Annotated in this window: 23 protein-coding genes; all 23 read left to right on the plus strand. The window is 39.2% G+C overall.

Features of this window, described 5'->3' with window-relative positions:
• Nucleotides 1-194: 194 nt before the first annotated feature.
• Nucleotides 195-953, plus strand: coding sequence for an NADPH-dependent oxidoreductase (locus tag BMY14_RS07045; RefSeq protein WP_245741300.1), 759 nt, complete (start codon nt 195-197; stop codon nt 951-953).
• A 302-nt stretch (nt 954-1,255) separates the two neighbouring features.
• Nucleotides 1,256-2,761 (plus strand): hypothetical protein, encoded by a 1,506-nt coding sequence (locus BMY14_RS07050; protein WP_091830451.1) that lies wholly within the window; start codon nt 1,256-1,258, stop codon nt 2,759-2,761.
• A gap of 309 nt (nt 2,762-3,070) precedes the next feature.
• Nucleotides 3,071-6,061 carry a formate dehydrogenase-N subunit alpha gene (fdnG, locus tag BMY14_RS07055; protein ID WP_091830453.1) on the plus strand — a complete coding sequence of 997 codons (2,991 nt, stop codon included), beginning with the start codon at nt 3,071-3,073 and terminating at the stop codon, nt 6,059-6,061.
• 1 nt (nt 6,062) lies between these two features.
• Nucleotides 6,063-6,893 (plus strand): 4Fe-4S dicluster domain-containing protein, encoded by an 831-nt coding sequence (locus BMY14_RS07060; RefSeq protein WP_091830455.1) that lies wholly within the window; start codon nt 6,063-6,065, stop codon nt 6,891-6,893.
• The gene (locus BMY14_RS07065) at nt 6,893-7,564 is read left to right on the plus strand and encodes a formate dehydrogenase subunit gamma (protein WP_245741301.1); all 672 of its coding nucleotides are present in this window, start codon (nt 6,893-6,895) and stop codon (nt 7,562-7,564) included. Before BMY14_RS07060 ends, BMY14_RS07065 begins: the two co-directional genes overlap by 1 nt.
• A 63-nt stretch (nt 7,565-7,627) precedes the next feature.
• Nucleotides 7,628-8,413, plus strand: coding sequence for a formate dehydrogenase accessory protein FdhE domain-containing protein (locus BMY14_RS07070; RefSeq protein WP_091830457.1), 786 nt, complete (start codon nt 7,628-7,630; stop codon nt 8,411-8,413).
• An 18-nt stretch (nt 8,414-8,431) separates the two neighbouring features.
• A complete protein-coding gene (gene fdhD / locus BMY14_RS07075) occupies nt 8,432-9,235 on the plus strand; it encodes a formate dehydrogenase accessory sulfurtransferase FdhD (protein ID WP_091830459.1) in 804 nt (267 codons plus the stop codon).
• 20 nt (nt 9,236-9,255) lie between these two features.
• Complete coding sequence (locus BMY14_RS07080) at nt 9,256-10,227, plus strand: aldehyde ferredoxin oxidoreductase N-terminal domain-containing protein (protein WP_091830461.1); 972 nt, start codon at nt 9,256-9,258, stop codon at nt 10,225-10,227.
• An 8-nt stretch (nt 10,228-10,235) separates the two neighbouring features.
• On the plus strand, nt 10,236-11,483 hold the full coding sequence (locus BMY14_RS07085) for a molybdopterin molybdotransferase MoeA (protein WP_091830463.1): 1,248 nt from the start codon (nt 10,236-10,238) through the stop codon (nt 11,481-11,483).
• Nucleotides 11,484-11,486: 3 nt separating this feature from the next.
• Nucleotides 11,487-13,418, plus strand: a complete 1,932-nt coding sequence (locus BMY14_RS07090) for a molybdopterin biosynthesis protein (protein ID WP_091830465.1) — start codon at nt 11,487-11,489, stop codon at nt 13,416-13,418.
• A 25-nt stretch (nt 13,419-13,443) separates the two neighbouring features.
• Nucleotides 13,444-14,322, plus strand: coding sequence for an ABC transporter substrate-binding protein (locus tag BMY14_RS07095; RefSeq protein ID WP_091830467.1), 879 nt, complete (start codon nt 13,444-13,446; stop codon nt 14,320-14,322).
• Between the two features lie 9 nt (nt 14,323-14,331).
• A complete protein-coding gene (locus BMY14_RS07100) occupies nt 14,332-15,030 on the plus strand; it encodes an ABC transporter permease (protein WP_245741303.1) in 699 nt (232 codons plus the stop codon).
• Nucleotides 15,027-16,094: an ABC transporter ATP-binding protein gene (locus tag BMY14_RS07105; RefSeq protein WP_091830471.1), complete on the plus strand. Its 1,068-nt coding sequence runs from the start codon at nt 15,027-15,029 to the stop codon at nt 16,092-16,094. Before BMY14_RS07100 ends, BMY14_RS07105 begins: the two co-directional genes overlap by 4 nt.
• Nucleotides 16,095-16,166: 72 nt before the next feature.
• Nucleotides 16,167-17,252, plus strand: a complete 1,086-nt coding sequence (locus BMY14_RS07110) for an ABC transporter substrate-binding protein (protein WP_091830473.1) — start codon at nt 16,167-16,169, stop codon at nt 17,250-17,252.
• Between the two features lie 39 nt (nt 17,253-17,291).
• Nucleotides 17,292-18,320, plus strand: a complete 1,029-nt coding sequence (locus BMY14_RS07115; RefSeq protein ID WP_091830475.1) for a FecCD family ABC transporter permease — start codon at nt 17,292-17,294, stop codon at nt 18,318-18,320.
• A 12-nt stretch (nt 18,321-18,332) separates the two neighbouring features.
• A complete protein-coding gene (locus tag BMY14_RS07120) occupies nt 18,333-19,148 on the plus strand; it encodes an ABC transporter ATP-binding protein (protein WP_091830477.1) in 816 nt (271 codons plus the stop codon).
• Nucleotides 19,149-19,165: 17 nt separating this feature from the next.
• The gene (gene moaC / locus BMY14_RS07125) at nt 19,166-19,651 is read left to right on the plus strand and encodes a cyclic pyranopterin monophosphate synthase MoaC (RefSeq protein WP_091830479.1); all 486 of its coding nucleotides are present in this window, start codon (nt 19,166-19,168) and stop codon (nt 19,649-19,651) included.
• Between the two features lie 18 nt (nt 19,652-19,669).
• Nucleotides 19,670-20,650, plus strand: coding sequence for a GTP 3',8-cyclase MoaA (moaA, locus tag BMY14_RS07130; RefSeq protein WP_091830481.1), 981 nt, complete (start codon nt 19,670-19,672; stop codon nt 20,648-20,650).
• Nucleotides 20,651-21,100: 450 nt separating this feature from the next.
• On the plus strand, nt 21,101-22,138 hold the full coding sequence (locus BMY14_RS07135) for a threonine aldolase family protein (RefSeq protein ID WP_091830483.1): 1,038 nt from the start codon (nt 21,101-21,103) through the stop codon (nt 22,136-22,138).
• 157 nt (nt 22,139-22,295) lie between these two features.
• Nucleotides 22,296-23,084 carry an SDR family NAD(P)-dependent oxidoreductase gene (locus BMY14_RS07140; protein WP_091830485.1) on the plus strand — a complete coding sequence of 263 codons (789 nt, stop codon included), beginning with the start codon at nt 22,296-22,298 and terminating at the stop codon, nt 23,082-23,084.
• Nucleotides 23,085-23,156: 72 nt separating this feature from the next.
• On the plus strand, nt 23,157-24,596 hold the full coding sequence (locus BMY14_RS07145) for an NAD(P)/FAD-dependent oxidoreductase (protein ID WP_091830487.1): 1,440 nt from the start codon (nt 23,157-23,159) through the stop codon (nt 24,594-24,596).
• Nucleotides 24,597-24,813: 217 nt separating this feature from the next.
• The gene (locus BMY14_RS07150) at nt 24,814-25,083 is read left to right on the plus strand and encodes a LysM peptidoglycan-binding domain-containing protein (protein WP_091830489.1); all 270 of its coding nucleotides are present in this window, start codon (nt 24,814-24,816) and stop codon (nt 25,081-25,083) included.
• Between the two features lie 88 nt (nt 25,084-25,171).
• Nucleotides 25,172-25,939: a hypothetical protein gene (locus BMY14_RS07155; RefSeq protein WP_091830490.1), complete on the plus strand. Its 768-nt coding sequence runs from the start codon at nt 25,172-25,174 to the stop codon at nt 25,937-25,939.
• Nucleotides 25,940-26,103 lie beyond the last annotated feature (164 nt).

The following is a 26,103-nucleotide window of genomic DNA, read 5'->3' on the forward strand; positions in this document are numbered from 1 at the left end:
ATTTCCTTCTCCATCGAAGAAAAGAGAATATGTCCTCTCAAAAATAACAAAAAAATCCCAATCGCGATAGATAATCTTCTAGCGATTGGGATTTTTAAGCGAAGAATCTATCAGAAATAGAAAAAGCAAGCAGACTAGGAGGGGTAAACTATAGAAATTGAATTCCACACAGATAAAGATAAATTGGAGGGTTCATGATGAACAATACAATAAAATCAATCAAAAATCATAGATCCATCCGGAGTTATTTAGAGAAAGATATATCGGCTGAAATGCTGGAAGCAATCTTAGAAGCCGCACAGGCGATGCCTACTTCCATTAACGGACAGCAACTATCGGTGGTTATTGTAAAGGATAAAGCAAAAAAAGCTAAAATTGCAGAATTGGCAGGAAATCAGAATTGGATTGCCCAAGCTCCTGTATTCTTGGTGTTTGTGGCTGATTTTTACAAAACTAGTATCGCGGGTGAGAAAAACAAAATGCCTTCCCTGATCCATGAAAGTCTTGAAGGAACGATGGTAGGAACTTTTGACTGTGGACTCGCCATGGGAGCAGCCATTGTTGCGGCAGAGTCTATGGGGCTTGGAATCGTGCCAATCGGTGCGGTCCGGAAAAACCCCGAAGAAATGATTCATTTGTTGAATTTGCCAGAGCGTACATTCCCTGTGGCGGGACTTGTTGTTGGATATCCTGAAAATAATTCAGCGCAAAAACCTCGTTTTCCATTGCAGGTATTTGCACATAAGGAAACCTATCAGGCGAAAGACATGAAACAGGCGGTAGATGACTATGATATAGTAATGGCGGATTATTATAAGAAGCGCGCTAGTGAAACAGGGGATGCATCGCAGGAAACAAATTGGAGCAGCCAGGTTGCAGATGCTTACAAGCAAGTTTATTTTCCAGCCGTATATCCGGCTTTAATCAAACAAGGTTTTAAGAACGATAAATAAAAATAGTAAGAAAAAACGAGCATGGTAATGAGGGTACGATACCAAAGTAAAGTTTTTATAGTTTACTTGAAAAACTTAGGAGGCAGAGAATCTGCCTCCTAAGTTTTTTTACAGGATAACGATCCGTAAATTTATCCCGGAACATTGCTGTGAATTATGTATGAATTTGGCAGGAACTTTGTTTTTTGTGATGAAATGTAGATTATCAAAGCAATCGTATATATAGGTTTTTTCTGAGGGAAAATAAAGCTGAAAAATGGAAATACAACTGCTTAACGTAAGGTGAAGGACGGAGGAAGTAAATGAAGCAAACAATAGATTTTCATATGGAACTGTTTCTCGCGAAAGCATTGGGGTTGCGTACGGCTGTTTATAAGGACATTGACCATATTTATTATCAGAAAAAAGAAGAGTTTTTTGCGTCTGCAAAAGAAAATGAATTTTACCAATCTAGATTTTTTCGTGAAAATAATATAGAAGTTGAATTGTATTCAAAAAAAGTTTTAGGAATTTTGATGTATGCAGCAGAGTGTTCTAGTTTTGATAAAGAAATTTTTAGTTTGGTAAAAAAAGCTTATAAAAATGTGTATCGTTATTTGGATGCAGATCAACATAAATTCTATTTTAGTGATTTCTTGGAAAAAGTAATTTATAGCCAATCTCATCCCGCCCAAACCGATTTAGAAGCTCTGGGTTGTTTTTCAGCGTTTTTATTTTTAGCAATGGCAATGGGGAAAGAAATTTCGCGTGAAGATACTGAGTTTCGGCAAGCAATCAACTTGCTATCACACATGATGGAAGAATATCAATATCCGCCCAATGAACCGATCAAAGAAAATCTTACCCCAAAACGGCAAGTTTGTATGGCAGAATTAAAAAAGAAATTAAAAAAAGAGTATGGGATATTGCATGCCATCGGTGTTTATGAAGAGAGTGAAGACTATAAATCAGATCGGCTTTATCAATGTCTGAGCTTTGTGCCAAAGTTAGATGCAGTACCGTTTTGGGCTATGGAACACATTCAATTTAGTCAGGAAGATTTGCAGGATGTGATTGGACTCTATCTTTGTGCGTTCGATGAAAATATAACAGCTGATCAGATTGATTTCACTGAATTTAAAGAATATATTGTTTTGGCAATTGTGATTCGTGCTTATGCACGTGAGTATAACAATGCAAAAAAAATGATTGTAGAAAAAACATTGGAACGAGTGGATGATGAGGAACAAAAAAGTCTTAAACAAGAGGTAAAAGAAAAAAGTCTTCAAGAACAGCAGTTTTTAGAAAAAATTGAATTCCTTGAGAAGCAAAATAGAGAAAAACAAGAATTGTTAAATAAAAAGCAAATAGAGCTTGATCGTTTTAACGATACAAAAAATTCACAATTGGAAGATCTGCAATTGCAGATAGAGCAGCAAAGTCAACAAATTGACCAAATGGAAAGAACAATAGAACTATTTGGACAAAAAGATGAGGTTTTGGCTATAGATATGGCTCTACTTCAAACGTTGAATGTTGCGATTGTTGGCGGCCATGAAAAATGGCAAAGACGTTTAAAAGACAGCTTTCCAGAGTTTGTTTATATTGAGACAGATGCTGTCAAGTTTGATGTGAATATTCTCGCACAAAGTGATATTGTAGCAATTTATTATAAATATTTAAATCATGCGATCTATCAGAAAGTTATTTCATATGCACGAACCCAGCAAAAACAAATAGTGTATTTGCAAAATACAAACGATAACCTACTATTTTATGTTCTACAAGAAATCGTAAATAAAAACATGGTAGAAAAAAATAAAATTTAAAATAAAATTTCATCAATATGTTACAGAAATTGATAGAGAAATAGGTTTTTTTGGCTTTAAAATAAACAAATAGTTGCCTTCCTTGGACATTGAGAGTCGACAAAAAATATCAAAAACATCCATAAGAAAAAATAATGATGATAGCATGTTTATTTAAATAAAAGTTATATGTTATAATAAATTGGAAATCTTATCACATATAAATTTTACGAGATAATTTTTCTTGAAAAAGAAAAAGTTGTTTTGCTAAAAATTGAACAGTGTAAGATAAATAACAGGCGTATCCTGTATAAAAAAGGAGGTTGAGTTATGCCAATACTTACAAGAAGATCATTTCTGAAACTGATGGCAACAGGTACAGCAGCTGCTTTGTGGCAGGGAAATAAAGCAGTACCGGCTATGGCTTCGCCACAATCATATCGTTTGAAGGATACGAAAGTTGCACCTTCACTTTGTATTTATTGTGGGGTAGGCTGTGGATTACTGGCATACTCCAAAGACGGTAAAATCGTAAACGTCGAGGGAGATCCAGACAATCCAAACAACGAAGGAGGTCTTTGTCCAAAGGGCGCATCTTTAGCTGAGTTATACAGCAGTCCGCGTCGATTGAAAAAGATTCTGTATCGTGCACCTTATTCTGACACTTGGGAAGAAAAGGAATGGAGCTGGGCAATTCCTGAGATTGCGAAACGTATCAAGGCAACTCGTGACAAGAGCTTTACGAAAACGCATAATGGGGTTACGGTTAACCGTACAGAAAAATTAGCGCAATTGGGTGGGGCGTCACATGATACAGATGAAAATTACTTACTCATGAAATTTGCCAAGTCTTTAGGTATCGTGAATCTTGAACATCAAGCACGTATTTGTCATTCTTCAACAGTAGGTAGTCTTGCTCCTAGTTTTGGACGCGGCGCAATGACCAATTCTATTCCAGATGTGGCCAATGCAGATGTTATTTTGATTTGTGGTGGTAATCCAGCGGAAAATCATCCAGGGGTATCACGGTTTATTAATCGTGCCAGAGACAAGGGCGCGATTGTTATTTCGGTAGATCCACGTTATACGAAATCTTCCGTTTTGGCTGATCTTTATGCACCAATCCGACCTGGTACAGATGTAGTGTTCTTCAATGCAATTGCAAATTACATTATGAAGAATAAAAAATATTTTGAACCAGCCGTTGTAAATTACACCAATGCATCTTATATCTTAAAAGATGATTTTGCGTTTAAAGAGGGCTATTTCAGCGGTTGGGATGAAACGAAAAACCAATATGATTTCAAATCTTGGGATTATCAGATCGATGCGAGTGGCGCACCACTGCGGGATAAAACTTTGCAAAATCCTCAGTGTGTATTCCAACATATGATAAGGTTCTATTCCCGTTATACACCAGAAATGGTAGAAAAGACGACTGGGATGAAACAAGATATCTTCTTGAAGATTTCTGAGGTTATTGCGTCAACTGGTGTACCGGATAAAGCTGCGACCCTTCTTTATGCAATGGGGCTTACGCAACATACACATGGCGTACAAAATATCAGAGCGTTTGCAATTGTACAACTTTTACTGGGAAATCTGGGTATTCCTGGTGGTGGGATCAATGCAATGCGTGGTGAATCAAATGTACAGGGTTCAACAGATAATGGACTCTTGTATGATGCTTTAACTGGATATTTGCCAGCACCAACAGAACAAAAACATGCAACATTAGAAGATTATTTGAAAAATGTTAAAAAACCGAATAGTTTCATGGAAAATGCACCGAATTTTGCAGTCAGCCTGCTAAAAGCATGGTGGGGTGATAAAGCGCAACCAGAAAATAATTTCTGCTATGAGTATTTGCCTAAATATTCACGTCCACACAGCTTCATGGATATCTTTGATGATATGTATGCTGGTGGCATTGAGGGTATGATGCTTTGGGGGATGAACCCAGTCGTATCTGGCCCAAATTATAACAAACAAGGTGCTGCGCTCGAAAAGCTTGATTGGCTTATGGCAGCTGACCTCTTTGAATCAGAAACACATCGTTTTTGGAAACGTCCTGGCGTTGATCCTAAGACCATTAAGACAGAAGTCTTTTTACTCCCGGCAGCTGGCATGATGGAGAAAGATGGATCCGCGACCAATACGAGTCGTTGGCTTCAGATTCGTTATAAATCAGTAGAACCGATTGCCGATAGTAAAGAAGATTCCGTGATGATTCATTTGCTTGTAGAAGAGTTAAAACGCTTATATGCAGAAGATGCAAATGCTGTATTCCCAGATCCGATTCGTGATCTTACTTGGGGCTATGGTGGCGAGCATCATGATACAGAACGTGTCTTTAGAGAAATGAATGGCTGGACGGTTGGCGATAAAAAGCAATTGTCAGGCTTTGCGCAATTAAAGGGAGATGGCTCAACGGCTAGCGGTAACTGGATATATTGTGGTATGTATCCACCAGAAGGCAATCTTGCCAGACGTCGTATTCCAGAAAAAAGTGGTATTGGAATTCATGCACAATGGGCATGGGCCTGGCCGATGAACCGCCGTATTCTTTACAACCGTGCAGGTTGCGATCTTGCAGGTAAGCCGTTCAGTGATAAAAAAGAATTGATTCATTGGGATTCGTTGCAAAATAAATGGACAGGCATGGATGTGCCAGATTTTATTGCCAACCGTGCACCAAGTGCGCCGCTTGGCGACGCCCCATTTTTGATGATTCCTTATGGTTTAGGTCGTTTATTTGTACCAACTGGCATGGTCTGCGATGGACCTATTCCAGAACATTACGAGTCTTATGAGTCGCCAGTGCATAATACGTTCAGTAAAGTGCAAAGCAATCCAGTCGCAATCACATTCAACTCTGTTTTTGATAAAAAATCAGAAGTAGATGATGATAATTTCCCTTATGTTGGTACGACGTATCGTTTGTGCGAACATTATCAATCAGGGAATATTACCCGCAAAATTAAAGTGACAACGGAAGCTGCGCCAGAAGCTTTTGTTGAGATTGATCCAGACCTTGCAAAAGAAAAAGGAATTAAAAATGGCGAGTTTGTAGAACTTTCCTCTATTAGAGGTACTTTAAAGGTAAAGGCTTTTGTAACACCAAGATTACAGCCGTATACAATCGATGGTAAGAAAGTGCATGTTGTTGGTATGCCTTGGAATTACGGATTTATTGGGATTGATCCTTTGGCTGACGGAAATCTTGTGCAAATAGCAAATATGCTTACTCCGGCAGTCGGCGATCCGAATACACGTATTCCGGAGTATAAATCCTTTAAAGTAAATGTAAGGAGAATATGAGATGAGCAGACTGGCTTATTATTATGACAGTTCAAAATGTATGGGGTGCCGCGGTTGTCAGGCTGCCTGCAAAGAGTGGAATGAAGAAGAAGTAGAAAATACGCATTTTGAAGGCAGTTACCAAAATCCACCTCAATTAAGTCCGGATACCCGTATGATTATAAAATTCTATGAGAACTTTGAAAAAGATACGGTTCCACAGCTTAATATGCTTAAATATCAATGCTTCCATTGCGGTGATCCAGCTTGTGTAAAAGTGTGTCCAAGTGGTTGCTTGCAACGCACCGAAGATGGCGTTGTGATCATGGATAAAGATAAATGTATTGCTTGCGGCTATTGTCACAGTGCGTGTCCGTTTACGATTCCGTCGATTGGAAAAACAGTAAATAAATGCGATATGTGCTTTAGTCGAATTCGCGAAGGCAGTGAAAGTGAAAAAACTTCCACGCCAGCTTGCGTAAAGGCATGTCTAGCTGATGCACTTTCTTTTGGAAATCGTGATGAACTTGTTCAAAAAGGAAAAGAGCGTGTTACTTGGCTCAAGACACGTGGTTATGAAAATGCGAATCTCTATGGCGAGTCCATTCTCGGTGGCTTAGGCGTTTTATCCGTATTGAAAGATAAACCAACCAAATACGGCTTGCCAGAGGAACCATCTATGCCACTGGAAATTACGGCTTGGAAAGATATCTTAAATCCTATTGCACCACTTGCATTTGTTGGTGCGATTGGGCTCTCTGCAGTGCAGCATCTTTGCGCACTTAAACAGATCAAAGATGAGAAGAAAAAAGATGATACTGATAAAGATGATGCTGATAAAGGAGAGAAGTAATGATGAAAGAAAAAATGATTTTGAAACATGAGAAGTCTACGCGTATCTTTCATTGGGTTAATCTTGTGATTTTCCTAGCACTTCTCTTTAGCGGTTTGGCAATCTTTAATCCTAACTTTAGATTCTTTGCCTTTCTATTCGGCGACCTAAGAGGAGCTGCGGAGCTTCATAAATATTTTGGGATTGCTTATCTTGTAGTGCCATTTATTTATATTGTTACGCATTTTAAATTGTTTAAAAAATTCATAGCACGCATCGCTGATTTTGATGAAGACGATCATAAATGGCTTAAAATCTCTGGTGGGTATATGGCACCTTTGATTAAAGGCGAACCTCCTGAACAGGGGAAATTTAATGCTGGTCAAAAATCTTTGGGCTGGATTATTATTGTTGTCTCTTGCATCTTAGGGATCACAGGACTAATCATGATGTTTTATACCCAAGTACCGCCAGTATTGGTGCGGTATTCATATCTTATTCACGCGGCAAGTGGCTTATTTATTGGCTGTGGGATATTGGTGCATTTCTATTTAGCGGCAATTCACCCAAAATCCAGCAAAGAATGCAAAACGATGATGGGCAATGGCTATATTGAAGCGGAGTTTGCCAAACATCATAATGCAAAATGGTATAGAGAAGTAGCAAAAGAAGATAAATCTTCAGAAAAATAATAAAATATAGAAGTGGAAAGAAGTTCTTTCCACTTCTATCCTCATAAGAAAGGGGGAAAAAAGTTGATTTCATTCGAAAGCTTTGGAGAAAAATATCCGTTTTTAAAAGAAAATCTGCCTTTTTGGCAAAAATATCAACAAGCACGACAAGCTATATTTAAGTTAATGCCACAGTTCATAGATATTGAAAAGTTAAAGCAAACAGATTTTTTGGAACATATGGATCAAAAGAAACCGTTTCTGGCCTATCAGAACGTTTTTATAACAGCGCAAGACAGTGAACGGTTAATTCAAGTGTTTTGTGAGGTCATGGGTTTAAAAAATAGAAAATTAGTATTCCTTGAGCAAATACCAATGTTTGAGGATTTAAACATAGAAGCAGATGAAGCAGGATTTATCGTTGCTGAAGTACATGCGGGTATCGCTGCTTTTATTGGGCAAAAGCTTAACGAGCTGCAAACACCTGTAAATTGGTTAGAGAATCGTTGCCATATTTGCGGAGCACCTGCAGGAATGGGTATTATCGATGAGAAGGGTAAAAAAGAACTGGTTTGCAGTCATTGTCATTCGGTTTGGCGTTATATCCGTACTTGCTGCGGAATCTGCGGCAATTTAGAAGAACGCGGCAGTACTTTCGTTACAGCGGATGAAGCACCAAATTGGCTGATTGAACTTTGCGATAAATGCCATGGTTCTTTGAAGGTGTGTGACATGCGTAACAGTCAGCCAGATATTATCATGTATCCATTACATTATTTAACGACTTGGCAACTGGATCTTGCTGTACAGGATCGAGGGTATGAACCGGCGATGTTCTGGATTTTTGAACGTGCCGGCTGGTTAGAATAAAGAGCGGGAGGAACGCATATGAAATTTGGAAAAGTAGATGCGATAAAAACATATGAAGTCCTTCGATTTAAACATGGTACAATTCAGGAAGTTAAGCAAATGATATCGGAAGAAATGCCGCTTACCGTTTATTTAAATGGGAAAGAAATGACAACGATGCTTTGTTCACCCGTAGATCAGAAATATTTAGTGATCGGGTTTTTAATTTCTGAGGGGATGGTTCAAAGGATCGAGGATATTAAGGAAATGGTCATTAATGAAGATGACGGCTTGGTAAATGTTGAAGCTGATATTGTAGAAAGAGAAGCGGCACAAGGTTATCTAAGGCGATGTTTGACTGCTTGTTGTGGCCGGGGCCGGGCTGGTTTTTATTTTGCGAATGATCATAAAACAACCAGATATATTGACAGTAGCGCACAGTTTACGGCAAGTGATATTCTTAAAAGTACAGATATCTTGCTCAATGAAGCTTCGGCTACACATCATAAAACCAATGGTGTTCACAGTGGTGCAATTGTCAAGAATGGTGAATTGATACTGTACTCAGAAGATATTGGAAGACATAATATTTTTGATAAATTATATGGAAAATGCTTAGAAAAAAATATGATAATGGACGATAAAATGCTCGTGTTCAGCGGTAGAATTTCTTCGGAAATTCTTATTAAAGTAAGTAAGATGGGAATTCCTTGTGTTGTGGCAAAATCAGTACCAACTACGCTCGCTTTAGATCTGGCAAAAGATTTGGGCATTACAATTGTCGCAAGCATGCGTCGTGATTCGTTTTGCGTGTATACGCATCCAAAACGAATCATTGATTGATTTGGCGAGGAGATAATAAGATGCTATATCGGGTTGATATGAGCAAAATGGTCGTGACCCAAGAAAAAGAAACTGAATATCAAGGCCTTGGTGGTAGATTGCTTAGCAAAAATATCCTCCGCCAAGAGCTTGCCGTGACTGCTGATGTGTGGAAAGACAATAAGATTGTGCTTGCGACAGGACTATTGGCGGGGATGCAACCAATTTATGCAGGCCGACTTTCGCTTTGTATGAAAAGCCCTGTTTTGGGCGAAGTGAAAGAAAATAACACGGGAGGAATGCTTGCGGATCAACTGGGGCGAATGAATACCCGGGCTATTATCATTGAGGGGCTGCCTAGCGTAAAAAGCACATACATACTTTATATTTCTCCGAAAAAAGCAGAGATTCAGGTGATGCCTACTCTACAAAATTTAGATTTTCAAGTAACTGCAGATTTTTTATCTGCACATTTTGGCAAACAAATTGCTGTAGGTTGTATTGATGCTGCAGGAGAAAAACAGTTGACTGAAGGTATGTTTGGCATAACGAATATAAAAGGCAAAGTTGTCCATTTTGCCGGACGCAGCCAAAGTGGTGTTGCAGCTGTTTTTGCCAGTAAAGGAATTAAAGCTATTGTGGTGGATGCTGAGGGAGAAATCCCTGTGGCGGTAGATCAACTCGCATTTCAAACCGCTTCGGCATATATACTTTCGCTGTTAAATCAAGGCGAAGGCATGAGTCAGCAGCGTTTAAAAGAAGGTGCATGCCTAGCTTGTGGCAATCTTTCTTGCGCGAAATGGAGTCACGTTGAACCGGGGCATACAGAGCATCGCTATATGTTTTGGAAGTCAGCGGAGAATGGTTTTATTGATAGTATGGGTGTATGTTTGTTTGCAGTGAAAACTTTGCAGCAGGATAAGACTGGTCTGGAGAAACTTGCGATGATGTGCAACGCTCGTTATGGGTGGAATAAAACTTTGGCAGAGTATCTTTCATTAGCCGAAAACTAGGAGGTTTTATGGATTTTTTTCAATGTATTTCATTAAAAGAAGCACAGCGGCTTATTGAAAATGAGCTGCTCAATCATAAAATAGAGCAGGAAATCTTAGCATTACCCGCTTCACTTGGGCGAATTGCTGCTTGTGATATTCAATCCACGGTTGTTTTGCCTTCGTTTAGTCGGTCGACTGTCGATGGGTTTGCTGTACGCAGTAGTGATACGTTTGCAGCAAGTGAGACGAGCCCCGCGATGTTTACGATTGTTGGCGAAGTTTGCATGGGGAAAAGTACGGCGCTTAAACTCTTGCCAGGGGAAGCTGTCCATATCCCAACAGGCGGGATGCTGCCACAAAATGCCGATGCGGTTGTGATGATTGAATATACCGAGCAAATGGATGAAACGATGCTGATGGTATTGCATGCTGCCACGCCAAAAGAAAACGTAGTCTGGCGCGGTGAAGATGTACAGGCCAAGCAGTTGCTTGTGGAAAAAGGTCAGCAGATTGCGTCTAGACATATTGGCATATTAGCTGCCTGTGGCATTGGACAAGTTGCTGTGAATAAAAAGCTTCGTGTCGCAGTTTTTTCAACGGGGGATGAACTCGTTGATCTTGGGCAAAAACCAGAAGCTGGTCAGCTTTGGGATACAAATTCATATGTATTGGCCGCAATGCTCGAAGAACAAGGGTTTTGCGCTGTGCGGATGGGTATTGTTGAAGATACGCAGACTGCTTTTTTAGCAGCATTACAAAAAGGAATCGAAGGGTTTCAGGCAGTGCTGATATCTGGCGGGAGTTCGGTTGGGGTGCGGGATCATACCGTGAACGCAGTCAATGCACTCGGTAAGCCGGGGGTTTTATTTCATGGACTTATGATTAAGCCTGGCAAGCCGATGATTTTTGGCAGTGTCAATGCGGTTCCTATTTTTGGTCTGCCAGGACATCCAGTCGCCGCTTGTACCGTTTGTAAAGCTTTGGTTTTGCCGGCATTGGCAAGAATGTCTGGGGAAAATGTAAGCCATGAGATTACGATCAAAGCGAAGCTCATGCGAAATATAGCTTCTTCGGTAAGTAGAGATGATTTTATTCAGGTGAAATTGGTATACCAAGAGGGTGAATATCAAGCGATACCGATTTTAGGTAAATCCGGTCTGATTCGTCTGCTGGCGGAGGCTGATGGAATGATCCAGATTCCTGCAGGGAAAACCGGCTGCTCAGAAGGTGAAATCGTCGAGGTTTTTCACATTCATCAAATCAAGAGGGTGTAAACAATGAAAAATAAAGTATATTTAGATTGTTTGAATCGGGAAGAAGCACAAAAACTATGGATCACAAAATTGCAGGAGATTGGCTTTTTCAGCAATTTACCAACAGAAGAAGTATTGACCACCGATGCACTTGATCGTGTAACAGCGCATACCGTGTATGCTAAAGTTTCTGTGCCACATTATAATGGTTCTGCGATGGATGGGATTGCTGTTTATGCAGAGGATACGTTCGGTGCACAGGAAAATGAGCCAACCACTTTAAAACTTTTACCAGAAGGTGAGCCGTTTACCTTTGGCTGTTGTTATATGGTTGATACGGGTGATATGATGCCATTGGGAACGAATGCGGTGATTATGATCGAAGATGTGCAATGGGAAAAAGAGGCTGCTGAAATTATTGCTGCTGCAGCACCTTGGCAGCATGTACGAATTATCGGTGAAGACATAGCGGCACACGAACTGGTTTTGCCAGAGCATAGATGCATTTGTCCTACGGATATAGCAGCATTGCTTTCGGCAGGGCTCGATACTATTGAAGTCTTAAAAAAACCGACCGTAGCGATTATTCCTACGGGCGATGAAATCGTCACTCCCGGACAAAGTCTCGAACCCGGCAAGATTAAAGATGTAAACTCTTATATGTTGGCTGCGGCGATTCAAACATGGGCGGGGCATGCAGAACGTTTTCCTATATTAAAAGACAAGAAAGCTACCATTCAATCGACGGTTAAAGAAGCATTGCAACAGTTTGATATGGTGATCGTCAATGCCGGCACTTCGGCGGGAAGAGATGATTATACCGCCGAAGTATTGGCTGAACTTGGCGAGGTACTCGTGCATGGTATTGCAACAAAACCTGGTAAGCCAGTAATTCTCGCTTTATGTGAGGGCAAACCAGTGATTGGATTGCCTGGCTATCCTGTTTCGACGATGCTGACGGCAGAACTGTTTGTACGCGATCCAGTACGCCGGAGGCAGTGCCTTTTGGCTGAGAAAGCAGAAGTGGTTTTGGCGAGTATGGTGAAGCCGTTGCCATCGACCATTGGTGCAGAGGAATATGTTAGAGTTTCTTTGGGCAATGTACGAGGTAAGTTAATTGCGGCCCCGCTAAGTCGTGGGGCTGGACTATTATCATCGTTGACAAAAGCACAAGGCATTGTCAAGATAGAAATGCAGAGTGCAGGTATAGGAAAAGGTCAGCAAGTTCCGGTGCGTTTATTGCGACAGGAAAATCCACAAAATACATTGCTTGCAGTAGGAAGCCATGATCTGGCGGTAGAACTCTTAGGCGTTTTTTTACGTCGCCGTTATGCCCAAATAACACTGGCTTGCGCGAATGTTGGCAGTATGGGCGGGGTTATGGCAATTCGTAACAATGAAGCACATATTGCAGGTGTTCATATGCTCGATGAAGTTACTGGTCAATATAATATACCGATTTTACAACATTTTTTTAAGGATGAACCTTATAAACTGGTTCATATGGCAAAACGGAAGCAAGGCTTTATGGTGCCGTTTGGTAATCCTAAAAACATTCGGACACTAGAAGATTTGACTCGTAAAGATGTAAGGTTTATCAATCGGCAACGTGGTTCAGGAACGCGGATGCTGCTTGATTTTGAAATAAAAAAGCAAGGTATTTACCCAAAACAGATTTGTGGTTATGAAATGGAAGTTGCTACGCATATGGCGGTGGCGGCATCGGTTGCAGCTGGTAGTGTAGATGTCGGACTCGGAGTTCAGGCAGCAGCTAAAGCTTTGGGACTTACTTTTGTTTCAGTTGCAGCAGAAGACTATGATTTATTGCTCAATTTTGCTGACGATGATGAACGTTTTCTTATGATTCTAGATATTTTAAAGTCTAAGGAATTTCGCGAGGAAGTAGAATCTCTGGGGGGCTATGATCTTAGCTGTTCAGGGAAGTTTATTTTATAAATAGATAATATGAGGAGCGGTAATAATGAAATTTAATAAATCACTTTTTTTATCAATTTGTATGTTGGTCATCGTTTTTGCGACAACTGCTTGTGGAACACAAAAGGAAGCTGCACCAGAGAGTAGTAAAGCACCAGCCGATGCAAATCTTATTTTAGCAACGACAACAAGTACGCAAGACAGCGGCTTGCTTGATGTATTGATCCCTGCATTTGAAAAGAAAACAGGGTATAAGGTGAAGACAATCGCTGTTGGTACAGGCAAAGCACTTGCTATGGGAGAAAAAGGTGAAGCCGATGTGCTTTTGGTACATGCACCAAGTGCGGAAAAAAAAGTAATGGAAAGCGGTTCAACGATAAATCGCCAGCTCGTGATGCATAATGACTTTATTGTTGTTGGCGTTGCAAATGATCCGGCTCAAATTAAGGGAAAAACTACGGATGATGCTTTTAAAGCAATTGCAGCCAAACAAGCACTGTTTGTTTCTCGTGGTGATGATTCTGGAACGGATAAAATGGAAAAACAAATTTGGAAAGATATTAAAGTTGCAGCCGATGGCCCATGGTATTTATCTGCTGGTGCAGGTATGGGACAAACTTTAAAAATTGCCAATGAAAAAAATGGCTATACCTTAACGGATAGAGCCACCTATCTAGCACAAAAGAAAAATCTTTCGTTAGACATTCTTGTTGAAGGCGATAAAAAATTATTAAATATTTATCATGTCATGGAAGTAAATCCAGAAAAATTTAATAAAGTAAATAAAGATGGCGCGAAAGCGTTTAGTGAATTCTTATTAGCAAAAGAAACACAAGCAATGATTGCAGAGTTTGGTAAAGACGAATATGGTCAGGCTTTATTTTTTGCTGATGGTGATAAAACCGATGCGGATTTAGGTTTATAGTACGCAGTTATGGAAATGCAAGCTTTTTGGGAAGCGTTGCAATTTGTCGTTACGGGAAATGATGAAGTTTGGGCGATTGCATGGTTAACGATTCAGGTTTCAGGGATAGCAACATTAATTAGTGTTGCTATCGGCCTGCCTTTTGGCATTTGGCTGGCACTCACTGATTTTCCGGGAAAAAAATTGATTTATAGCTTTATTAATTATGGTATGGGATTTCCACCTGTTGTAGCAGGTTTGATGATTAGTCTGCTGTTATGGCGTTATGGTCCACTGGGCAATTTGAGTTTAATGTATACGCCAACGGCTATGATTTTGGCGCAAACCATGATTGCGATGCCCATTATTATTGGCTTTAGCTTTACGGCAATTATGTCCGTTAATCCATTACTGCGTTATCAGTTCTTATCTTTGGGGGCAAAAAAATGGCAGGCAGACTGGCTGCTTATTAAAGAGGCTCGGTTAGGACTTTTAGCGGCAGTCATCGCTGGATTTGGCCGTGTAAGTGCAGAGGTAGGAGCTTCAATGATGGTTGGCGGCAATATTAAAGGGCAAACGAGGGTATTGACGACAGCAACCGTTATGGAAGTAGGTAAGGGCAATTATGAGATGGCTCTTGCAATCAGTGCGGTACTATTGATGATTGCCTATAGTGTAGTCCTTTTGTTAACGTATTTACAGCATGAGAGAAAGCGTGAGATACGATGAAAGAAGCAATTTTGAAAATGGACCATCTGCAAGTACAAAGAGAAGGAAGACAGGTACTCCAAATCGATCATTTTCAGCTAAAGCGCGGTGAACTATTAGCGATTGTCGGTTCGAATGGAGCTGGAAAATCGACATTTTTGCAGACAGTGAATGGTCTGCAAAAATTTTCGGGGAAAATCTCTCTTTTTGGTGAAACGATGCAAGACGATAACCGGACAAGGCTGCGTAGGCGGATGTCAATGGTGTTTCAAGAAACCATCTTGCAATCTGGATCCGTAGCGGAGACGATTGGCATTGGCTTAACGTTTCGTGAGATGAAAAAAATAGAAATACTAGAAAAAGTGGAAAAGGTAAGTACTGTTTTAAGATGCAATCATTTACTAAAGCGCCAATCAAATACTTTATCTGGCGGCGAAAAGCAGCGTATCGGTATCGCTAGAGCCTTGATTACAAAACCTGAGTTATTATTATTAGATGAACCCTTTGCTGCCTTAGATTTACGGATCCGTCGTGAGATGATAACGAAAATTCGGGCGATTGCTCAAAAAGAAGCAATGTCAGTCATTTTGGTTACCCATGATTTTGCGGAAGCTTTAGCGTTTGCCGATCGAGCAATCGTAATCGAGCAGGGGAAAATCGTACAGGATGCTTCGCCACAATATATAATGTATCATCCAGTGAATGAAGTTTTGGCGCGGCTGGTGGGGATTGAAAATATCCTTTCATGCCAGCTGCAGATTCAAGAAAATACGTATGCCGTTCAATTACAAAACGGGGCGGTTTTACCCTATAAAAATTTATCTAAAGAAGCAGTGTCTAAGTGTTGCATTCCCGCAGACATATGTATATTTGCCAATGAAATTGAAAAGCAAAAGCACGGGGACTGGTTCCCTTTTGTCGCTACCTGCAACGAGATACGACCATCCAAAAATGGTTATGAGCTAACGATAGATTGGCAGAAACAACAGTTGAAATTGTACTTTTCACGGCAGAAAAAAGAATGTTTTGCCGTAAATCAAGAAATAGAGTTTGCTTTAAATCTTGCAGAGTTACATTTAATTTAAAAAAAAATCGTTAAGAACGATATGATATAGAGTTCATATAAACTATAATTTAAGTAGAAAGAATGTGAAGCTATGATCAATAAAAATTTTAATGTAAAATATCTCCTAATTGCTATTTCAATTGTATTGAGCTTTGTCGTAACAGCTTGTGGAGGAGAACAAGCTGTTACAAAAAACGAAAAGTTAGTGATCACTGATACCACCGGAGCAAAGTATGAGATTCCTAATAAAATAGATAGCATCGCTGATGCTTGGCCCGCGCATAATGAAGTCTTAGCGATGCTTGGTGCTGGTGATAAAATTAAGGCCACCGTACATACCAAAGAAGTGAGACCGTGGCTTTATAAAGTAAATCCGCATATGAATGATGCACAAACTGTATTTACTACGAATGATGTCAATATTGAAGAATTGATGAAAACAAAACCAGATATCATCTTTATACCGACAAATAGTGTGAATGCTGCTAAATTAAAAGATTTGGGCATTCCGGTACTACAATTAGCCTTTACTGATTTTGATGGACTAAAAGATTGTTTCCGCACAACTGGTAAGATTTTAGGCCCTGCTGCAAGTAAGAAAGCGGAAGCATATATTACGTATCTTGATGAGAAATTGACGAAAGTCAAGGCTGTCACAGATCCAATCGCGAAAGAACAACGCCCAAAAGTTTTACATATTACGGCATTAAATCCATTGATTGTTGATGGAACAAATACCATTATTGATAACTGGATTGAAGTTGCTGGTGGAATCAATGCGGCTGCCGATATCAAAGGAAATATGAAAACAGTAACGATGGAACAGATTATCGCTTGGAATCCTGATGTCATTATTGTTAGCAGCAATACGTTAAACAATGCCAAAGATGGTATTCGTAGTACGGATGTACTTTTGAATGATCCGGCATGGCAAGGAATCAAGGCAATTCAAACGAAAAAAGTTTACGTAAATCCCGATGGAGCATTTTTGTGGGATCGGTATGGTGCAGAAGAGGCACTGCAAATTCAATGGGCAGCAAAAGTGTTATATCCAGAACAGTTTAAAGATATTGATGTAGTAAAAGAAACACAGTATTTTTATAAAAATTTTATGCAGTATGATCTTTCCGAAGCGGACGCAAATCGTATTATTGCCGGACAAAATCCCGAACAATAACTTGTCTTGGCTAAGTTTATATAAGTGAGGAACAACAATATGAAGTTGACCAGAAGTTCTGGAGACTCAATAAAAATAACGGTGCTCTTACTTAGCTTATTGAGTTTATTTTTTATCTCGTTTATGGTCGGTCGCTATCCGATTGCGCCAAATATGGTGCTGGAAATTTTAACGGCTAAGGTGATGCATGTAGCACCTTATTGGCCAACAAATATAGAAATTATCATGTTTAAAATTCGATTGCCAAGGATTATTTCAGCTATTTTGGTTGGAGCAGCCCTGTCAACGGCTGGAGCTGCTTACCAAGGAATGTTTAAAAATCCAATGGTTTCTCCTAGTATTTTAGGTGTAACGGCGGGAGCAAGCTTTGGAGCGGCCTTGGCAATTTTATTAGCTTGGTCAACGCTTGGCATCCAATTTTCAGCGTATGCCTTTGGTTTGCTTGCCGTTATGCTGACGTATGGAATTGCAACGTGGGTAGGAAAACGCGGTGATGCAGTGTTGATGATGATTTTGGCCGGCATCATTATTGGTACTTTATTTAGTTCGTTCGTCTCTTTAACAAAATTTGTCGCTGACCCGGAAAATACATTGCCCGCAATTACGTATTGGCTGCTAGGAAGTCTGGCTTCAACGAATGCAGATGCCGTGTACTTTGCGGCGATTCCGATCATTGGCGGGATTGTCGTGCTCACGTTACTACGTTGGAATCTTAATGTTATTTCTTTTGGCGATGAAGAAGCACGTGCATTAGGGGTAAATACCATAAAGCTTCGTTTTTTAGTAATACTATCAGCAACGCTCATTACGTCCGCTGCTGTTTCTATTAGTGGAATTATTGGAATGGTAGGGTTGGTTGTACCCCACCTGTCGAGGATGCTGATTGGTCCAAATTATAAGGTATTATTACCAGTATCAACGATTATGGGTGCTGTTTTTTTACTCCTCGTAGATGATTTTGCTCGAATTCTTTTTTCAGTCGAAGTACCATTAGGGATATTGACATCCTTAATTGGAGCACCATTTTTTATTTATCTATTATATAAAACACGTAAAGGCTGGGCCTGATCAGGAGGAGCTATGCAACTGAAATTAGAGAATGTACAATGTGGTTATGGCAATAAAAAAATTATCGAAGCTATCTCTTTTACAGTAGAATCGGGTGAATTTCTTTGTCTGCTAGGTCCAAATGGAGTCGGGAAAACGACATTATTTAAAACGATACTAAGGCTATTAAAATTGCAGTCAGGAAGAATCCTCATTGATGGAGAAAATATCGCGAAATGGACACAGCAAGAATTTGCTAAAAAAGTTGGCTATGTGCCGCAAGCGCATGCCTCCTCATTTGCATTTCGAGTCTTAGATGTTGTAGCGATGGGGCGCGCTGCACATCTAGGGATTTGGGGTTCGCCAAGTAAGATGGATCTTGAGATTGCCGAGGAGGCCATTGATACCCTGTCAATAGGATACTTGAAAAATTCGATTTACACGGAAATCAGTGGTGGAGAACGGCAACTTGTCTTAATTGCTAGAGCCCTGGCACAAAAACCAGAGTTTTTAATTATGGATGAACCAACATCAAATCTTGATTATGGCAATCAGATTCGAGTCATGGATTATATAGCAACGATGATTAAAAAATCGGGATTGGGCGTCATCATGACGACGCATTCGCCAAATCATGCGCTACAATATGGATCGAAAGTTGCGGCGATTAGTCGTAATGGTCAATTTTATATCGGGGAGCCACGAGACGTTATCACAGCAAGTTATTTAAAAGAGACCTATCATGTGCAGATTGAAATTTTGCAATCCGTGCTACAAGATGGCACGCAAGCCACGATCTGTGTACCACTTGCCAAACAAGATTTTTGGAGTAAAATAACGAAGGAATAATAGATGAGGTGTGAAAAATGGCTGGATTAACCCATTTTGATGCAACGGGAAATGCGATTATGGTCGATGTAAGTGAAAAAAGTGGTACAAGCCGTATTGCAGTTGCCAAGGGCAAAATTGTTGTCAATCAAGAAGTGTATAAAGCAATTGCTGCTGGAAATGTAAAAAAAGGTGATGTATTGGGAGTTGCTCGGGTTGCGGGGATCATGGCTGCAAAACAAACCAGTACGTTAATCCCGATGTGTCATCCATTACTCATTACCAAATGCAGTGTCGATTTTGTCATGTTTCCGGATGAATCGGCGATCGAAGCGAATGCTACGGTAAAAGTAAATGGACAGACTGGAGTAGAGATGGAAGCGTTAACGGCTGTAAGCATAGCACTGCTGACGATTTATGATATGTGTAAGGCATTAGATAAAACAATGGAAATTCAAAATATCGCGCTGATAGAAAAATCTGGCGGGAAAAGCGGTCATTTTGTCAATCCAAAAGTTTCGTAAAGTAAGAAGGTGAGACTGATGTTAGATCAGTTCGGACGAACCATAGAATATATGAGGATTTCCGTTACGGAGCGTTGTAATTTACGTTGTACATATTGCATGCCCGCAGAGGGAATCAAGCAAATGCGTTGTAAGGATTTACTTTCTTACGAAGAAATTATCAGACTGGCAAAAATTTTTGCTGAGCTTGGTATTAAAAAAATTAAATTAACGGGCGGTGAACCGTTGGTTAGATTGAATATTTGTCAGCTTATCGCTGAGCTGAAAGCAATTCCCCAAATTGAGCAGGTTACGATTACGACCAATGGTGTTTTGTTGCCGCAGATGGCAAAAGACCTGATTGCAGCTGGTCTTGATGGTGTTAATATCAGCTTAGATTCTGTCAATCGAGAATCCTTTCATCAATTGACACTGTGTGATCAGCTGCCTAACGTATTGCAGGGAATCGATACTTTACTCGCGTTGAATTTTAAAAGTATTAAGCTCAATTGTGTACCAATTGCAGGAATAAATGAAGATCAATTGATGGATATCGCTGGCTTTGCGCAGAAGTATCCAATTTCAGTTCGCTTCATTGAATTGATGCCAATCGGTATGGCACATGATTTTACGGCGATCGAAACCACGAAAGTTCTGTCTATGCTGCAAGAGCGATATGGTGTTTTGACTCCTTATACGAGTCAGCTTGGTAATGGTCCGGCGACGTATTATTCACTCCCGAATTTTAAGGGGAAGATTGGTTTTATTGAAGCGATGCATCATAAATTTTGCACCAATTGCAATAGAGTTCGCCTGACTTCAAATGGATTTTTAAAACTTTGTCTACAGTATGATAAAGGAATCGATTTAAAAGATCTACTGCGCAGTCAAAAAGCGGATAATGTGATTCGTGAGGTGATCGAAGAAACTATTTATCAAAAGCCCAAAGAACATCTTTTTGATGATAGTTCTATCGTTGAAGGAAAAGATCAGCGCAATATGTTTCAAGTCGGCGGTTGAAACAGAGAAATACAAAGCCTTCTGGGGTTTTAACGCAGAGGGTTTTGTATATGTGGGTTTAAAATAAGGATTGACAATAAAAGTTTTTGCTGAATGACGTATTAATTTGGCAGGAACTTTATTTTTTATGGGGAAATGTGACTTTAATGGAAAGCAGCATATAATTTTAATTTGTTTTTTATTGAATCGACTCATATTGAATAGTAAAACACAGATATAAAAAGATTCTGATATCTGTGTTTATAGATATACAAATATGTTATTATTTGTATATCTAAGGACGCGCCTTCGAATTGACTCATAATGAACTAATATATTTGACTAAAGGGACATTCACTGATTATAATGAAATTATTCAGGAGTTGATTTCGATGTTTGATGAAAATACGAAAAAAAATTGGATGAAACAGAGTGTATGATAGGTCATAGAACGTAAAAAGGGGATTTGAAATGTATAGTTTTAAAAATGATTATAGTGAAAGTGCTCATCCAAATATTTTGAAAGCTATTATTGATGCAGGCTTAGAGCAAAACGATGGATATGGTATGGATTCTCATTGCGAGAATGCCAAAGTGCTAATTAAAAAGGCAATCCAATGTGAAAGTGCTGATATTCATTTTCTCCCAGGCGGGACGATTACAAATTCAACTTTTATTTCGTATGCTTTAAAACCTTATCAGGCTGTTATTTCAGCGGATACCGGTCATATTAATATTCATGAAACAGGAGCGGTGGAAGCTAGTGGGCACAAAATCCTTGATATTGCTACGCCTGATGGCAAATTGACTCCAGAATTAATTCAGCCAGTTCTTGCTCAACATCAAGATGAGCATTGGGTACAGCCTAAAATGGTCTATATTTCCAATCCGACAGAGATCGGCACTATATATTATAAAACTGAACTCGAAAATCTTTCTAAGTATTGCAAAGAGAATGATATGCTGCTTTTTTTAGACGGCGCCAGACTGGCAATGGGTCTAACTGCTAAAGGAAATGATATTGCACTTATTGATTTGCCAAAACTTGTCGATGCATTTTATATTGGCGGAACAAAAGTAGGAGCGTTGTTTGGCGAAGCTTTAGTTATTACCAATGACCTTCTAAAAAAAGATTTTCGTTTTAATATGAAGCAACGAGGCGCAATTCTGGCAAAAGGATGGCTTCTTGGTATGCAATTTGAAGAATTATTCAAAGATAATTTGTATTTTGAATTAGGATTACATGCAAATAATATGGCGTATTTATTGAAGACTATTTTTGAGAAAGCGGGCGTTTCTTTTCTTGGCGATGCTCCATCCAATCAGCTTTTTCCGATTCTACCAAATTGGCTATTGGAAAAAATATCTCAAAAATATATCATATCTGTTTGGAGTAAGCCAGACAGTCATCATACCTGTGCTCGTTTCTGTACATCATGGGCTACCCAGGAGACGGATATTATTTCTTTTGAAAAGGATTTTAGTGAAATGTTGATAAACAAAAAATAGAGGCTTTTATGATTAATCGAATTATAAAAAGATCAAGTCTACAATTTTAAGATTTGTTACGGACGGACAATATTATTGAGAGCTTTTTGAAGTGTTTATTGTCGCTGGTTTTGTTAGTCCATAGGAAACTAAAATAAAATAAAGAAGGTAATAAACAATGGAAAAATTAAAAGATAAAATTGTATTTATTAGTGGGGCAAGTAGTGGTATTGGTAAAGCTTGTGCTGAAGCATTTGCAAAAGCAGGTGCACATTTAATCTTGTGTGCGCGCAGCACTGATAAAGTGAAAGCTGTTGCCAGAGAATTGCAAGATATGTATAAAATTGAAATTGTAAGTTTTGGCTTAGATGTGCAAGATAAAAAGCTAGTAAATGCAGCGATTGATAACTTGCCAGAGAAATGGCGTAAAATTGATATTCTTGTGAATAATGCGGGACTTGCGCGTGGACTGGAAAAATTATATGAGGGCGATACCGATGATTGGGATGCTATGATTGATACCAATGTTAAAGGGTTACTATATTTGACGAGGAAAATTGTGCCTTTTATGCTGAAAAATCAGGTAAATGGTCATATTATTAATATTGGATCCATAGCAGGAATCCATGCTTATCCTGGGGGCGCAGTATATTGCGCTACGAAGACAGCCGTGAAATTTATCAGTGATGGACTAAGAATGGATCTTGTTGATAAACCAATACGAGTTACTGCGGTGCAACCTGGGATGGTGGAAACTAATTTTAGTGTGGTTCGATTCCATGGTGATAAACAAAAAGCGGGCAGCGTCTATGCGGGAATTAAACCTTTAACTGCAGAGGATATTGCTGATGTTGTTATGTATGCCGCTAGTGCGCCGCCGCATGTTCAGATTTGTGAAGTTACGGTTACGCCTACGAATCAGGCAACCGGTGGTATTGTATATAAGGAAAATGTTAATTTGCATTAAAATACACAATTGTATAATAATAATTTATTTGTATGCATTATGAAATATAAAAGCAGTAAGGAGAATGTTATCATGTATGATGTGTGTATTATTGGAGCAGGTGTGGTCGGAATGAACATTGCTCGTGAGTTGTCGAAATATAAGCTGAAAATTTGTGTTCTTGAAAAAGAAGACGATGTCAGCTGTGGCTGTTCGAAGAGCAATAGTGGGATCGTTCATGGTGGTTATTCGGATGAACCGGGAACATTGAAGGCTGAGCTTTGCGTAAAGGGCAATCAGATGTATGAACAGCTTGAAACTGAGCTGCATTTTGGTTATCGTGAAACAGGATCTTTTGTGCTTGCTTTTGACGTAGAGGAAATACCTACCCTTGAAAAGCTTTATCGCTATGGAATGGAAAATGGGGTCGGTGGCCTCAAACTGATGGACGCGGCAGAAACAAAACAACATGAACCATATCTGAGTGATACGGTTAAGGCATCGCTTTATTGCAAAAATGCCGGAGTTGTATCTCCTTATGAGTTTGTTATTGCTTTGGCAGAAAACGCTATGGTAAATGGCGTGGAATTGATGCTCCAGCATAAAGTAGAAACAATTGAAAAACAGGGTGAGGGCTTTCTCATTGGAACCAACAAAAAAAGCATCGAGTCACGTTTTGTTATTAATGCAGCAGGTGTATATAGTGACCAAATTTCTGCATTAGCAGGGGATGACCAATATAACATTACGCCACGGCGCGGTCAATATGTGATATTGGATAAAGATCAGAACTATCTTGTGAATTCCGTAATATTTCAGGTGCCGACGAAGCTTGGCAAGGGGATTCTAGTTACGACAACCTATCATGGTAATCTTATGATCGGACCGAATGCTGAAGAGCTTGGTGATAAGGACGATGTTGGAACGGATGAAAAAACATTGAAATATATAACGGAAACAGCACGTAAATCCGTACCAGGTTTTAATATGAAGAAGGCTTTAAAATCTTTTGCAGGCAATCGACCGGTATCCAATAAAAAAGACTGGGTTATTGAAGAGAGTCGGGTCAAAGGCTTGATCAACCTAGTTGGAATTGATTCTCCTGGACTCACATCATCTCCGGCTATTGCTTTGAAAACAGTTTCGATTTTAAAGGAAGCTGGGCTTGTTTTAGAATCAAAGCTTGATTTTAAGGCAGAACGTCGGCCAATTATTCAAAAAAAGACAGCTGATTTTGCGGGTGTTATTGATTCGCAAGATCCAGCACTTAATATTATTTGCCGATGCGAACAAGTTACGGAGGCAGAAATTATAGATTGTCTGCATCGCGGAATTCCAGTGCGATCCGTTGATGCTGTTGGACGGAGAACGAGAGCGGGATATGGTCGCTGTCAAAATGCTTTTTGTGGATCTCGCATACGTAAGCTAATTGCCCGTGAACTCAATATTTCGGAAGAAGAAGTTGTAGAAAAGGGGAAAGGGACATCCTCGCTGGCACAACGTGCAAAACGTATAGTGCTTACTAAAATGTAGCAGAGGTAAGCCTACACGCGTTTGTCTACTTGCGTATATATAATTTATCGAAAAAAATCTCAAGTTCGTAGTTTAACGGCTTGAGATTTTTTTAGTGCAGATGATTTAAAAAATAGAATACTTGTTCTAAAAAAACAATTTTACACTTGAAAGAACATACGTACTGTGATAGAATAAACTCAATAAAAGAACTAATGTTCTAAAGGGGTGTTCTATTATGAAACTAATTCTAGTTTTACTTATGGTGATGTCTATGTGGAGATTTGTTCCGGTTCATCTGGCAAATGAATATTTGCAGTGTACGGAGTATAGTTATGTAACGGTGAAAAATGGTGAGAGTTTATGGGTTATTGCTGAAAAATATGTTAGCAATGGTAAGGATATTCGAGAGTTAATAGCAGCGATACATCAATTGAACGAATTAGATAGTAATGGAAATCTTGTTCCGGGACAGATCTTAAAAATCCCAGTACTGGCAAGTTTATAAATTACTTTTTCATTGTAAAAAGGATTCTGCCATTTAATGTCTAATAAAAATAAATTGGAACATGTAAAAATTTTAGGACGGTGCAATTATGAGTCAGGCAGAAAATATTAGACAAAAAATAGTGGAAGCAATTAAAGGCGAAGAAGATTTAAATAATATGGTGGTAGAAATAGATGCAAACGTGGAAGGGAAAACTGCATCGTATCCAGTTGATTTATATTTGGCATGTACAGCGGATAATGGTTTAAATTATAAAATACTGATTCAAACCAAAACGGCTGGCAAGACTTTAGAAAAAAGTGACTTGTTTCATTTTTCCAATATTCTTCAAGATGTACAGGGGCAGGTTTTAGGCGTTATATTCACGCAACCTGTATATGATAAAGTTGTACAAAGTGTGGCAAAAGATGTTGGTATCATGTTATATGAAGTGCAAGCGGAAGAAAATCAAATTATATGGGAACCAGCTGTTTCAGACATTAAGATCGATGTGGACAAAGAGTGGGTTAAGGTTGAGAAGGAAAAACATCAATTAGGGGATGCACCAATTCAATCAGGCGGGGATCCAAAATATATGTTTTTATATGATGAGCAGGATTTGTGTGTGAATACGATTGAGGGTATTTTTGACCAATATATCAAAGAAGCAACTGCAAAAGGTGAATATAAAATGGTATCCATTCAACATGAATTTAAAGGTGGTGCCATTTATTTGAATACAGAACATGAATTGATTAAACGTGTTAAATTAAACAGTATCAGTTTTACGATCAATTTCCGCAAACTGTCTACTATGGATGGTCTGGATATGGTTAAAAATATATTGCGTACGGCACTTCGTGCTAAATTAAATTAAAGGGAATACCTAGTAAACAAATTGAATTTAGGTTGACAGTTATTTGTTGTGGGAATATAATAAATACAAACTTACATTATTATAAAAGTAATGCAGAAGACATGATGCTATTCAAATTGTTGCTCAGAGAGAAATGCCTTGGCTGGAAGCATTTTTAACATAGA

The organism is Propionispira arboris, from assembly GCF_900109225.1.
Classification (GTDB): domain Bacteria; phylum Bacillota; class Negativicutes; order Selenomonadales; family Selenomonadaceae; genus Propionispira; species Propionispira arboris.